Below are 12,847 nucleotides of genomic sequence, written 5' to 3'. Positions count from 1 at the left end.
AGGGTCTGGAAGGCGGGGATGCAAACCCTCGTTCAAATGGTTTTTCCACCGCGCTGCCTGTCCTGTGGCGGGCTGGTAGAAAGCGACTTTGGCCTGTGTGGCGACTGCTGGGCGCAGACGACGTTTACCTCGGGCCTGTGCTGCGACCTCTGCGGCGCGCCTCTTCCGGGGGAGTCGGAGAGCGCGGAACATTGTGACGAGTGCCTGACCGTCGCCCGCCCATGGAGCCACGGGCGCGCCGCTCTGCTGTATTCCGGGGTGGGGCGCAAGCTGGTGCTGGGGCTGAAGCACGGCGACCGACACGACATCGCCCGCCCGGCGGCGCGCTGGATGGCGCGGGCGGCGCGCGGTATGGCGACGCCCGACATGCTGGTGGTGCCGGTGCCGCTGCACCTGTCACGTCATCTCGCGCGGCGGCATAATCAGTCCGCCTTGCTGGCGCAGGCGCTGGCGGCGGAACTGTCGCTCGACTGGTGCCCGGACGCGCTCGAACGGCGGCAGGCCACGCCCTCGCTGGAGGGCAAGTCCCGCGCCGAACGGTTCGAGGTGCTGGCGGGACGGATCACTGTGCCGAATCTGCGCACGCGGATGATCGTCGGACGACCCGTCATGGTCGTCGACGATGTGATGACCACCGGGGCCACGCTGGCGGCGGCAGCGGAGGCCTGTCTTGCCGCCGGCGCAACCGAGGTCTGCACCTGCGTGCTGGCACGCGTTGCACAGGCGCCCTAAGTTCCTGTAAACGGGCCATGTCGGCCCCAAGGGAAAGCTCATGCAACGTATTGAAATCTATTCTTCGCCCTATTGCGGTTTCTGCCACTCGGCGAAACGGCTGCTGACCTCCAAAGGGGCGGAGTTCCACGAGATCGATGTCGTCAAGGAACCCGGTCGCCGGTCGGAAATGATGGACCGCGCCCATGGTCGCCACACGGTGCCGCAGATCTTTATCGGCGAAACCCACGTCGGAGGTTGCGACGAACTTTACGCGCTGGAGCGGGCGGGCAAGCTCGACCCGCTGCTGGCGGGGTGATGCGCGCCGCTCTCCTGCAGATGACCGCGTCGGACGATCCGGCGCAGAACCTTGCAATGCTGGTCTCGATGCTCAAGGCGGCGAAGGCCGCCGGGGCGGAAATCGCGCTCACACCCGAGGTCACGAACTGCGTCTCCATGGACCGCGCGCATCAGGCCGCCGTGTTGCGCCCGGAGGCAGAGGATACCGTGCTGGCGGGCGTGCAGGAGGAGGCGCGGGCGCTGGGTATTTGGGTGCTGCTGGGATCGCTGGCGTTGAAGGCCGAGCCGCCGGAGACCCGCTTTGTCAACCGTTCGCTGCTGGTCTCGCCCGAGGGCGTTGTGACCGCACGCTACGACAAGATGCACATGTTCGACGTGCAGGTGTCGGAGGCGGAGACATACCGAGAATCGTCGGGCTACGCGCCGGGATCGCGTGCGGTGCTGGCAGAGGCGGCCGGGGCCATGCTGGGCCTGACGATCTGCTACGATGTGCGGTTCGCCTGCCTCTACCGCGCACTGGCGCAGGCGGGGGCGCAGGTGCTGACGGTGCCCGCGGCCTTCTCACCCGGTACGGGGCCAGCGCATTGGCAGCCGCTTTTGCAGGCGCGCGCGATCGAGACGGGCTGTTTCGTGCTGGCGCCCGCGCAATGCGGAACCCACCCGACGCGTACAGGCCGGGCGCGCGCAACTTACGGGCACTCGATGGTTGTGGCCCCCTGGGGCGAGATGCTGCTGGATGCCGGGACAGCACCGGGTGTGTTCTGCGTCGATCTGGATCTGTCCCGCGTGGAGGAGGCCCGTCACAAGGTGCCGTCGCTGACGCATGATCGGGTATTCGAGGGCCCTCTGCTTCCGGGTGCAGGCGCATGAGCGAAGGCGGCGTGCTGGCGATCTCGCTTTTCTCCGAATTGCTGGTGGCGGATCAGCTCTTGCGCGCGCGCTTGACGAAGGTGCTGCCGAACAAGATGGAAATCTCGCATTTTTCGGTACTGAACCAACTGGCGCGCGGCGGCGAGAAAAGCCCGGCACAACTGGCCCGCACGTTCCACGTCACGCGCGGCGCGATGACCAACACTCTGTCCAAGCTGGAGATCGCCGGTTACGTGCATATTCGCCCTGACTGGGACGACGCGCGTCGAAAGATGGTGTCGATCTCGCCCGCCGGACGCTCGGCACGCGATGCCGCGCTGGCGGCGATCACGCCACTGATAGACGAAGTCATGGGCGACCTCGGCGAGGAAAAGGTGCGCGCGGCGCTGCCGGTGCTGCGGGAGTTGCGCGGGAAGCTGGAGGGGTAGGAAGGGGCGCTGCCCCCCGCGCCTGTGCCGCTCCTCCCGGGCGTATTTCAGCCAAGGTGAAACAGCGGTGCGGCGCATTGTGACATGTCGGGACGCGAAACGCCCCGCCGGTTGGGCGGGGCGCTGATTTCTTTTTTCGGTGTCGGGCGATTACGCCATCCACCACCGTTCCGCCATGCGGGCGTTGTCCATCTGCCAGAGATTGCCGACCGTATCCGGGTTGGCGACCTTGGAAGAAACCGCCTGCACGTAGTTGGCAAACATCGGCACCAGCACGCCGCCCTCGTCGCGCAGGATCATCTGCATCTCGCCATACTGTTCGCGGCGCTTGGCGCTGTCCAGTTCGGCGCGGGCGGAGACCAGAAGCTCCTGGAAACGCGGGCTTTGTTCACTGCCCCAGTGGCTGTCGTTCCATGGTGCGCCTTCGGCGTAGGCGGTCGAGAACATCCAGTCCTCCGTTGCGCGGCCCGACCAGTAGGAGGCGCAGAAGGGCTTCTTCAGCCAGACGTTGGACCAGTAGCCGTCCGCCGGTTCCTGAACCACGTTGATGTTGATGCCGCCCGCCTTGGCCGAGGCCTGGAACAATTGGGCCGCATCCACCGCGCCCTCGAAAGCCGCCGAGGAGGCCGAGAGGTCGATGTCGAGGCTGTCGAGGCCGGCTTCCTTCAGGTGGAACTTCGCCTTGTCGGGGTCGTAGGCGAGCTGTTCCATCTCCTGATAGTACTGGTTCGCGGGGCCGATGGGGCTGTCGTTGCCGACTTTGCCGTGGCCCTGCAGGATCTTGTCCACCATTTCCTGCCGGTTGATGCCGTACTTCAGCGCCTTGCGCACGTTGACGTCCGAGAAGGGCGCCACATCGGTCAGCATCGGGAAGATGTAGTGCTGGTTGCCGGTGACCTCCTGAATGCGGATCATCGGGTTGGCCTTCAGCAGGGCCTCGGTCTTGAAGTCGATGCGGTTGATTGCATCCACCTGCCCCGTCATCAGCGCGTTCATGCGGGCGGTGTTGTCGTTGATCGCGATATACTCGATCTCGTCGAAGAAGCCCGCGGCGTCGCCCTTGTAGTGATCCGCGTAGCGGGTGGCGACCATGCGCACGCCCGGCTCGAAGCTCTGCACCTGGTAGAGGCCGGTGCCGATGCCCTTGGCGATGGCCTCCTCGATCTGGCCGGCCGGGTACATCAGGATGTGGTAGTCCGACAGCAGGTAGGGCAGGTCGGCGTTGCCGTCCTTCAGCACCAGTTGCACCTGGAGGTCGCCGGTCTTCTTCATCTCGACGATGGGTTCGACGATCGGCTTGGCGGCGGATTTTGCGCCCTCGGCCACGTGCATCTGCAAGCTTTCGATCACGTCGTCGGCGCCAAAGCTCTTGCCGTTGTGGAAGGTCACGCCGGGGCGGAGGTTGAAGGTCCAGGTCTTCGCGTCGGGCGAGGCCTCCCAGCTTTCTGCCAGTTCGCCCTTCAGGGTGCCGTCGGCGGCGATTTCCGTCAGGCTGTCAAAGACGGAGCCCTGCGCTGAGGCAATCATGAAGAGGTCGGAATGCGTGCGCGCGTCCCAGCTGTCGGAGGTGTTGGCACCCGAAAGGCCCGCGCGCAGGCGACCGCCCTTCTTGGCCTGAGCGCGCAGCGGCAGGCCGGAGGCCGCCAGAACGCCCGCTGCGGCGCCGGTGGTCAGAAGCCCGCGTCGGCTGATCTTCATCATGTGTATTACTCCCTGTCTTTGCCGGGTCGTTCAGCGACCCTAGCGATTCTCTTGCGATTATAAACGCAAAACTCGTCACAGGGCGGTGATCCGCCCCTGTCCTATCATGTTCACTTGATCGACGCCGCAGCGGCGTCGCCTATGTTGTGCACGCCGCGTTCGGCCAGCAGGTTGGTCAGCCAGTCCGGGTCCATCTCCGGCACCGAAGACAGCAGCAGGTCGGTGTAAGGGTGATGCGGCGGGCGGAACATTTCCGCCTTGCGACCCTGTTCCACCACGCGACCGTCCTTCATCACCACGACCTCGTCGGCGATTGACCGCACCGTGGCAAGGTCGTGGGTAATGAACATATAGCTGAGGTTGAGGTCGTCCTGAAGCCGGGCAAGCAGGCGCAGTATGCCTTCGGCCACCAGCTGGTCGAGCGCGCTTGTCACCTCGTCGCAGATGATGAACTTCGGCTCCGCCGCCAGCGCGCGGGCGATGCCGATGCGCTGCTTCTGGCCGCCGGACAGTTCCGAGGGCAGGCGATCGGCGTATTCCGAAGCGGGCAGTTCGATCTGTTCCATGAGTTCCGCGACGCGGTTGCGTTTCGCGTGGCCCTTGAGACCCGTGTAGAATTCGACCGGGCGGCCGACGATCTCTGCAATCGTCTGGCGCGGGTTCAGTGCCGTGTCCGCCATCTGGTAGATCATCTGGATCTGCCGCAGCTGGTCTTTGGACCGTTTGCGGTAGTCGGCGGGCAGGGGTTCGCCGTCCAGTTCCACCACGCCCGCGCTTTGTGGCAGGAGGCCGGTGATGACGCGTGCGGTGGTGGATTTGCCCGACCCGCTCTCGCCCACGACGGCCACGGTTCGGCCCGCGTGGATGTCAAAGGACACATCGTGCAGCACCGGGATCTTCCCATAGGCGGCGGTGACGGTCTGAACGCTGACCACGGGGATGGCGTCGGTGGCGGGGGCGGGTTTGGCCGGGCGCTGGAAGGCGCGCACGGCCCAAAGCGACTTTGTGTAGTCCTCCTTTGGCGCGCTCAGCATTTCGCGTGTTTCGGCCTCCTCGACCTCTTCGCCTTTCAGCAGCACCTTGATGCGGTCGGCCATCTGCGCGACCACGGCGAGATCGTGCGTGATGTAGATCGCCGCCGTGCCGAACTGTTCCACGATGTCGCGGATGGCGGCCAGAACCTCGATCTGGGTGGTGACATCCAGCGCGGTGGTCGGCTCGTCAAAGATGATGAGGTCGGGGCGCGTGGCCATGGCCATTGCGGTCATCGCCCGCTGCAACTGCCCGCCGGACACCTGATGCGGGTAGCGAAAGCCGATCTCGTCCGGGTCAGGCAGGCGAAGACGGCGGTATAGCTCGATCCCGTCCGCCATGCTCTCGGCCTTCGAGGCGGTGCCGTGCTGGACCGGCGCCTCCGTGTGCTGGTCGATCAGTTTGTGCGCAGGGTTGAAGGAGGCGGCGGCCGATTGCGCCACGTAGGCGATCCGCTTGCCAAGAAGCTGGCGCTTCGTCTCGGCGGAAGCTGTGCGCAGGTCGATGCCGTCGAAGGTCACCGTCCCGCCCGAGATCCTGACGCCATCGCGGGTGAATCCCATGGCGGCAAGGCCGAGGGTGGATTTGCCTGCCCCGGATTCACCGATGAGGCCCAGGACCTCGCCCTTTTTCAAGATCAGATCGACGCCCTTGATGATCGGCATCCAGGTCTCGTCCGAGCGCCCCTCTATCTGGACGTCGTGCATTTCGAGGAGGAGATCGGTCATGAGGTGGCCTCCGTTCCGGTGAATTCCGTCGCCGCGCCGGACGTGGCCCTCCGCATCAGGGTCCGGGGCGCGCTCATTCCTTCAACCCCGACGACCGCTGAAGCATCCAGTCCACCACGAAGTTCACTGCCACGGTCAGTAGCGCGATGGCCCCCGCCGCCAGCAGCGGTGCGCTGGCGATCTGCGGCGCAAAGGCGGCGTAGTTGATGAATGCGGAAAGGTCCTTCACCATCGTGCCCCAGTCCGCCAGCGGCGGCTGGATGCCGAGGCCAAGGAAGGACAGCGCGGAGATCGTGAGGAAGACAAAGCAGAAGCGCAGCCCGAACTCAGCCAGCAGGGGCGCGGTGGCATTCGGCAGGATCTCGCGGAAGATCAGGTAGGTCAGGCCCTCGCCGCGCAGTTTCGCCGCCTCGATGTAGTCCATGACGACGATGTTCATGCCGACCGCGCGGCTCAGGCGGAAGACGCGGGTGGAATCGATCACCGCGATGATGACCACCATGGCCGCCGTCAGCCCCGCGCCGGATACCCAGGCCGATGCCACGGTGATCAGCAGGAGCGAGAAGATCAACGAGGGGATCGCCATCAGTACATCGACGAGGCGCGACAGCACCTGATCCACCCACCCCTGCAGCGTCGCGGCCAGGAACCCCAGCGTCCCGCCAAGAAAGAACGCCAGCAGCGTCGTGGCAAAGGCGATGCCCACCGTGTTCTGCGCCCCGTAGATCAGGCGCGACAGGATATCCCGACCGATCTGGTCGGTGCCCAGCGGGAACTCCGGGTTGCCTCCCAGCGCGGCATTGCCGCCCGGTACGACATTCGCGGTGGCAAAGACCTGGCTCTGCCCGTGCGGTGCGATCCACCCGGCAAAAATCGCTGTCAGCGCGTAGATCAGCACCACGAGGATGCCGAAGGCGGCGGTCAGCGGCATGTTCCGAAAGGCTTTCTTTGTCCCTTCGGTGCCGATGTGCCGCCCCGCCAGCCGAAATACGAAGGCCGCCACAGCGGAGGCCGCGAGGAAATGCACCGCCCAGCGCCAGAAGATCACCGAGGCGCGCGGAGCGCCGTCCAGTGTGGCCGGTTGCAGGTAAAGCCAGACGCCCGCCACCACCAGTGCCAGCGCAAAGGCGTAGCCGAAGGCCACCGCCAGCGGCATGTCCCGGTAGGTGGGCGCATTGCCGGTGGCTTTCTGCCCGGCAAGCCGCCCGGCCCAGCCAAGCGCCAGAAGCGACGCGAAAACGGCGGGAACAAGGATCCAGGCGCTCATTTCGGGTGCCTCAGGCGGGGGTTGGCCAGCATCGACAGGATGTCGGCGGCGAGGTTCAGCAGGATGTAGGCGGCGGCGAAGATCAGGCAGCAGGCCTGCACCACCGGGATGTCCCGGTTCTTCACCGCGTCGACAAAGAGCTGCCCGATGCCGGGATAGTTGAACACCACCTCCACCACGACCACACCGGTGATCAGATAGGCGAGGTTCAACGCGATCACGTTGATGATTGGCGCCCAGGCGTTTGGCAGCGCGTGCTTGACGATGATGCGGAAGGGCGAGACACCCTTCAGCCGCGCCATCTCGATATAGGGCGAGGCCAGAAGGTTGATGATCGCCGCCCGCGTCATGCGCATCATGTGCGCCGTCACCACCAGCGTCAGGGTCAGCGCTGGCAGCAGCGTCGCGGTCAGCCGGTCCGCCAGGGAAATACCCTGGTAGATATTGGCGATCGACGGCAGCAGCGGGTTCAACACGGCGAGGAACAGCACGAGGATATAGGCGAGGAAGAACTCCGGCGATGAGATCGAGGTCAGTGTGCCCACGTTCACCGCCTTGTCGAAGGCAGAGTTGCGGTAGAGCGCCGCCAGCACCCCCAGCGTCACGGCAAAGGGCACGGCGATCACCGCCGCCACACCGGCAAGGAACATGGTGTTGGCAAAGCGCGGCGCGATCTGGTCGGCGACCGTCTTCAGGTTCTGCCCGCCCATGTTCGACTGAAAGTTCAACTGCGCGTAGGAAATCCCGAGATTTCCCTGCAGCATGTCCGTCAGCCAGCCGAAGTAGCGGACCACATAGGGCTGATCCAGCCCGAGGTCGCGACGAATGGCGGCGACGGCTTCTGGGGTGGCGCTCTGGCCGAGGATGGCCTGGGCGAAATCACCGGGCAGCATGTTCACCGCCGTAAAGATGACGATGGAGACGATGAACAGTGTGAGCAGGCCCAGAGCGAGGCGCTGCAATATGATTTTAAGGACCGGATGCACGTTCCTTCATGCCCTCCCTGAGAGCGCCTTTACGCGGATTGTTTTTATTGACTCACGAGTCAACCTATCGGCCTGTCACGGTATGTAAACCCTCTTGCCGGGCGATGTCGTCCATGGCGCGGACCAGTTCGGCGCTTATGCCCGGTTCCGACAGCGCGTGCCCGGCATTGCGGATCATGCGCAGATCGGCGTCGGGCCAGGCCTGCGCCAGTTCCCAGGCGCGGCGCGGCGGGCAGATCATGTCATAGCGCCCCTGCACGATGACGCCGGGGATGCCGTGGATCTTGTGGATATTGTTCAGGATCCAGCCATCTTCGGGCAGAAAGCCGCGGTTGACGAAATAGTGGTTCTCCAGCCGGGCAAACGCACGGGCGTATTCGCCGGGGGCCTCGCCGCCGTGGCCACTGGAATAGACCGAGGCCAGCGCGTTCTCCCATGCCGACCAGGCCTGCGCGTAGCGCGTTTCCGTCCTGAGGTCGCCGCTGAACAGGCGCTTTTCATAGGCGGAGATCAGGTCGCTGCGCTCCTCCTCGGGGATCAGGTGGGTGAAGCGGGCCCATGGCTCCGGCCAGAACTGCCCCGCACCGCCGCCGTAGAACCAGTCCAGTTCTTTCCGGGTCATCAGGAAGACGCCGCGGAGGATCAGGTGGCTCACGCGGTCGGGATGCGAGATGGCATAGATCAGCGACAGCGTCGCGCCCCAGCTGCCGCCAAAAACGGCGGCCTTCTCGATTCCCAGCGCTTCGCGGATGCGTTCGATATCGGCCACAAGATCCCAGGTGGTGTTGTTGGCCACACTGGCGTGCGGGCGCGAGCGGCCACAGCCGCGCTGATCGAACAGGATGACGCGGTAGATGTCGGGATCGAAATAGCGTCGCATGGCGGGGCTGCAGCCGCCGCCGGGGCCGCCGTGCAGAACAATGACCGGCCAGCCGTCGGGGTTGCCGCATTGTTCAAGGTAGACGGTATGCCCGTCGCCAACGTCCAGCTTGCGCTGGTCAAAGGCGTCTATGGGCGGGTAGAGATACTGCACTGCGCGCTTTTGGCCCGGGAATTTGTCCATGGTCTCACTATATTGCGTGGTAACAGGGAAAGACCATGGGGAAAGCGATGACAACCACCGTCGATGCCGGAGAGATCGCCAAGTTCGAGGCCATGGCGGCCGAATGGTGGGACCCGAACGGCAAGTTCAAGCCTCTGCACATGATGAATCCGGTGCGGCTGGACTACATCACGACGCAGATCGCGGGAGAGTACGACCGCCAGCTCGGGACGGAGCGGCCCTTCGAGGGCCTGCGCATCCTCGATATTGGCTGCGGCGGGGGGCTTTTGTGCGAACCTATGGCACGGCTGGGGGCCGACGTGGTCGGCGTCGACGCGGCCGCGCGCAATATCCCCGTGGCAGAGGCGCACGCCCGCCAGTCGGGACTGGATATCGACTATCGCCACACCACCGCGGAGGCCATGGCCGAGGCGGGCGAGCAGTTCGATGTGGTCCTGAACATGGAGGTGGTGGAACACGTCTCCGACCCGCTGGCCTACCTGACCGCCTGCCGCCAATTGCTGAAGCCCGGCGGGCTGCACCTGTGTTCAACGATCAACCGCAACCCCAAGAGTTTCGCCATGGCCATCGTCGGCGCGGAATACGTCATGCGCTGGCTGCCCAAGGGCACGCATGAATGGTCAAAGTTCATCACCCCCGAGGAGCTTTACGACCTGATGACACGCGCGGGGCTGAAGCCGGTCGACCGCAAGGGCTACGTCTTCAACCCGGTGTCGTGGAAATGGTCGATCTCCGACCGTGACCTGTCGGTGAACTATGTCACCGCCGCCCTGAAGCCCGGGGGATCAGCATGTTGATTCCCGAAGGTCACCACCTGTTCATCATCGACCTGACCTATGTCGCCGGCGCGGAGAAGATCGACCTGCACCGGACGGCTCACATGGCCTTTGTCGCGACCTGCCTGGCGGATGGATTCATCCTGCTTTCGGGGCCGAAGGTGCCGCGTGATGGCGGCGTGATCGTCGCCGTAGCGCGGGATCTGGCGGCGGCGCAGGCCCGGATGGCGGAGGATCCCTTTGTCATCCACGGGCTGGTGGCCGTGACCTATACGGAGGTCGATCCCGGCACGAGGCACCCGACCCTTCGCGATCTCTGACCAACCCGGCTGCTCCCCTGCAGGCCCTCGCCGATCAGGGCTCGGGCTGCGGGGATCGAGAGCCGTCCGGATATCAGCCCGGAATGATCCGGCAATTCTGGCGCCCCAGACCATCGTCCACCATGTCGCGCACCTCGTCGGACAGTGGCGTGGTGCGCGAATAGCGTGGGGCGGCGCGATCGTTCAGCACCGGTGCCTGCCAGCCAGAGGTGGTCGAAAAGAACTCTGCCGCGCCCTGCGGGCCATACAGGGTCATGTAGCCCGTCACCACAGTATCGAGGTAGCTGAGCAGAATCGGATTGTGATCGCCTGGCGCGGTGTGCCGTTCGGGCGATACGGCATACAGCGCGATTTCGGTCGCGGGGCTGTCGTGGGTGACGGCGTGGCTCTGGGTGTGGCGGGCGTAGGCCGCTTCGCGCAGGTCGAGCGTGGCCCAGTCGTCGCCCGGCACCGGGGCGATCGCGCCCTTCAGGTCCGACAGCGGGTCGATGACGGCAGTCAGATAGCACAACGCCCGTTCCGGCACCGCAACCCAGGCGCGCCGCCAGCCCTTCGCCGTGGCATGGTGGAGGGGGGCATGGACATGCGTGGCCGCGTTTACCAGCGACCCGTACCCAAAGAAATACGCATGTGCGCAGCCGTCCTTCATGGTGCATGGGTAAATCCGCCGATTGATGCATGTCAAACACATCGTTGAAGATTGATGCGACAAGGATGCGAGGAAACAGCCTGCGGAGGGCAGCCCCATGCGAGTCACGAAGCGAACCAACATCGCCATGAGGGTGCTGATGTACTGCGCGGCGCATACCGACCGTCTGGTGACCAAGCACGAGATCGCCCAGGTCTGCAACGCGTCCGAGAACCACCTGGCCCAGGTCATCAATCAGTTGGCGCAGCTGAAATTCCTCCATACCCAGCGCGGGCGGAACGGCGGCCTGCAATTGGCCCGCCCGGCGACAGAGATTGTCATCGGTGACGTGTTCCGGCACCTGGAACAGCCGGTGCCGCTGGCGGAATGCTTTGCCGATGTGGACAACACCTGTCCGCTGATAGAAGCCTGCCGTCTGCGCGATCTGCTGACCAAGGCGGCGAATTCCTTCTATGCGACTTTGGACCCGGTCACCCTGGACTCTCTGGTCTGCGGCAATGGCCCGTTGCTGGACATCCTCGCCCCCGGAACGGTCTGCCGCAGAGCAGGGGCTAAGCCGGAGGTCGGTATTGACCTCGCCCCCGGGACGCCCCTTGCCAATAGCGATGCCATCGCATAGCGTCCGCGCTGACCACGACGGGAGAATCCGGTGCCCTTGACGGGGCCGGTGCCGAAGGCGCAACCGCCCCGGAAACGCTCAGGCAAAAGGACCGATGTGGTGCAGGGACTCTGGAGAGAGGCGCAGTCCACGCGCACGCCGAAGGGATAACGATCTCAGGCAGGCCGCAAGGCCGAGGGACAGAGGGGGCAGTACGGGCGCGGGCGCGTCCATGGCTGTCCGGTGGCATGGGCCCCGGCGTAACGACGGGGGCGGGCGCATGGCGCAAGCGACAACGCACGACACACATCACGGCGAATTGCAGGACACCTGCCTGAACGGGCTTCACCGCGAGCTGGGCGCCAGAATGGTGCCATTTGCCGGTTACGAGATGCCGGTGCAGTACCCGCTGGGCGTGCTTAAGGAACATCTGCACACGCGCGCCGCGGCCGGGCTGTTCGACGTGTCCCACATGGGGCAGGTGATCCTGCGGGGCGCGGGCCTTGATGCGGCACTGGAACGGATCGTGCCGGTGGACGTGGCCGGCCTGCCCGTGGGGCGGCAGAAATACGGCTACTTCACCAATGACAACGGCGGGATCGAGGATGACCTGATGATCGCGCGGCGTGACGATCATCTCTTTGTGGTGGTGAACGCGGCGCGCAAGGGCAATGACCTAGCCCTGCTGCGCCGGGGGCTTGAGCCGGAGGGGATCACCGTCGAGTTGATCGAGGGCCGAGCGCTGATCGCCCTGCAGGGACCCCAGGCGGAAGACGTGCTGGCGGCCCTTGCACCCGCCGTGCGGGACATGCGCTTCATGGATGTGGCGACCGTGGACCTACAGGGGGCGGAGGCCTGGGTGTCCCGCTCCGGCTACACCGGCGAGGACGGGTTCGAGATTTCCATCCCCGAATCCGACGCGGAGGCGCTGTGCCGCGCGCTGCTGACGGACGAGCGGGTGGAGGCCATCGGACTAGGCGCGCGCGACTCGCTTCGGCTCGAGGCGGGGCTTTGCCTTTATGGCAACGACATCGATAGCGGCACGTCGCCGGTGGAGGCGGGGCTGACCTGGGCCATGGGCAAGCGGCGCAAGGCCGAGGGCGGCTTTACCGGTGCGGCGGAGATCCTCAAGCAGCTGGAACAGGGCGTCGACCGCAAGCGCGTCGGCCTGAAGCCCGAAGGCCGCGCGCCCATGCGCTCCGGTGTCGCGCTGTTCGACGCCGAGGATGGCGGCGAGAAGGTCGGCGAAGTGACCTCCGGCGGCTTCGGCCCCTCGGTGAACGGGCCGGTAGCGATGGGATACGTATCGGAGGCGCTGTCCACGGTGGGCACGCGGCTCTGGGGCGAGGTACGGGGCAAACGCATGGCGGTCGACGTGGCCGCGCTGCCCTTTGTGCCCAATGGATTCAAACGGTGAG

14 protein-coding genes and 1 riboswitch are annotated in these 12,847 nt (G+C 65.4%); of the genes, 8 read left to right on the top strand and 6 right to left on the bottom strand.

From position 1 onward, the window contains the following. Positions 1 to 18: 18 nt before the first annotated feature. Genes J5474_RS12345 through J5474_RS12330 form a run of 4 tightly spaced genes read left to right on the top strand, consistent with a single transcriptional unit; the run spans position 19 to position 2,309 of the window. On the top strand, positions 19 to 732 hold the full coding sequence (locus J5474_RS12345; protein ID WP_209361216.1) for a ComF family protein: 714 nt from the start codon (positions 19 to 21) through the stop codon (positions 730 to 732). Between the two features lie 40 nt (positions 733 to 772). Beyond that, positions 773 to 1,030, top strand: a complete 258-nt coding sequence (gene grxC / locus J5474_RS12340) for a glutaredoxin 3 (protein ID WP_209361215.1) — start codon at positions 773 to 775, stop codon at positions 1,028 to 1,030. Further along, complete coding sequence (locus J5474_RS12335) at positions 1,030 to 1,881, top strand: carbon-nitrogen hydrolase family protein (protein ID WP_209361214.1); 852 nt, start codon at positions 1,030 to 1,032, stop codon at positions 1,879 to 1,881. Before grxC ends, J5474_RS12335 begins: the two co-directional genes overlap by 1 nt. Then, positions 1,878 to 2,309, top strand: a complete 432-nt coding sequence (locus J5474_RS12330; protein ID WP_209361213.1) for a MarR family winged helix-turn-helix transcriptional regulator — start codon at positions 1,878 to 1,880, stop codon at positions 2,307 to 2,309. The genes J5474_RS12335 and J5474_RS12330 overlap by 4 nt, the downstream gene beginning before the upstream one ends. Positions 2,310 to 2,459: 150 nt before the next feature. Here J5474_RS12330 and J5474_RS12325 read toward each other — a convergent pair whose 3' ends face one another. From J5474_RS12325 to pip, 5 genes are all read right to left on the bottom strand, one after another. Continuing rightward, complete coding sequence (locus J5474_RS12325; protein WP_209361212.1) at positions 2,460 to 4,010, bottom strand: ABC transporter substrate-binding protein; 1,551 nt, start codon at positions 4,008 to 4,010, stop codon at positions 2,460 to 2,462. Positions 4,011 to 4,120: 110 nt separating this feature from the next. Beyond that, entirely contained in the window at positions 4,121 to 5,770 is a 1,650-nt protein-coding gene (locus J5474_RS12320; protein WP_209361211.1) for an ABC transporter ATP-binding protein, read from the bottom strand. Positions 5,771 to 5,843: 73 nt separating this feature from the next. Continuing rightward, entirely contained in the window at positions 5,844 to 7,037 is a 1,194-nt protein-coding gene (locus J5474_RS12315) for an ABC transporter permease (RefSeq protein WP_209361210.1), read from the bottom strand. Next, a complete protein-coding gene (locus J5474_RS12310) occupies positions 7,034 to 8,023 on the bottom strand; it encodes an ABC transporter permease (RefSeq protein ID WP_209361209.1) in 990 nt (329 codons plus the stop codon). The genes J5474_RS12315 and J5474_RS12310 overlap by 4 nt, the downstream gene beginning before the upstream one ends. A gap of 64 nt (positions 8,024 to 8,087) precedes the next feature. After that, a complete protein-coding gene (pip, locus tag J5474_RS12305) occupies positions 8,088 to 9,086 on the bottom strand; it encodes a prolyl aminopeptidase (RefSeq protein ID WP_209361208.1) in 999 nt (332 codons plus the stop codon). Between the two features lie 47 nt (positions 9,087 to 9,133). Between pip and ubiG the strand changes: the two genes are divergently transcribed. Continuing rightward, a complete protein-coding gene (gene ubiG, locus J5474_RS12300) occupies positions 9,134 to 9,883 on the top strand; it encodes a bifunctional 2-polyprenyl-6-hydroxyphenol methylase/3-demethylubiquinol 3-O-methyltransferase UbiG (RefSeq protein ID WP_209361207.1) in 750 nt (249 codons plus the stop codon). After that, a complete protein-coding gene (locus J5474_RS12295) occupies positions 9,877 to 10,182 on the top strand; it encodes a YciI family protein (RefSeq protein WP_209361206.1) in 306 nt (101 codons plus the stop codon). The genes ubiG and J5474_RS12295 overlap by 7 nt, the downstream gene beginning before the upstream one ends. 73 nt (positions 10,183 to 10,255) lie before the next feature. Here the strand turns inward: J5474_RS12295 and J5474_RS12290 are convergent, their stop codons facing one another. Next, complete coding sequence (locus J5474_RS12290; protein ID WP_209361205.1) at positions 10,256 to 10,831, bottom strand: gamma-glutamylcyclotransferase family protein; 576 nt, start codon at positions 10,829 to 10,831, stop codon at positions 10,256 to 10,258. A gap of 97 nt (positions 10,832 to 10,928) precedes the next feature. Between J5474_RS12290 and J5474_RS12285 the strand changes: the two genes are divergently transcribed. Both J5474_RS12285 and gcvT read left to right on the top strand, forming a co-directional pair. Continuing rightward, entirely contained in the window at positions 10,929 to 11,450 is a 522-nt protein-coding gene (locus tag J5474_RS12285; protein ID WP_209361204.1) for an RrF2 family transcriptional regulator, read from the top strand. Positions 11,451 to 11,458: 8 nt separating this feature from the next. Beyond that, positions 11,459 to 11,554: riboswitch (glycine riboswitch) on the top strand. Positions 11,555 to 11,709: 155 nt separating this feature from the next. Continuing rightward, complete coding sequence (gcvT, locus tag J5474_RS12280; RefSeq protein ID WP_209361203.1) at positions 11,710 to 12,846, top strand: glycine cleavage system aminomethyltransferase GcvT; 1,137 nt, start codon at positions 11,710 to 11,712, stop codon at positions 12,844 to 12,846. Position 12,847: the final 1 nt, after the last annotated feature.

Source organism: Sagittula salina, assembly GCF_017813235.1.
Classification (GTDB): domain Bacteria; phylum Pseudomonadota; class Alphaproteobacteria; order Rhodobacterales; family Rhodobacteraceae; genus Sagittula; species Sagittula salina.
Note: the sequence above shows the minus strand (reverse complement) of the source record. Positions and strands in the feature narration are given on the sequence as shown.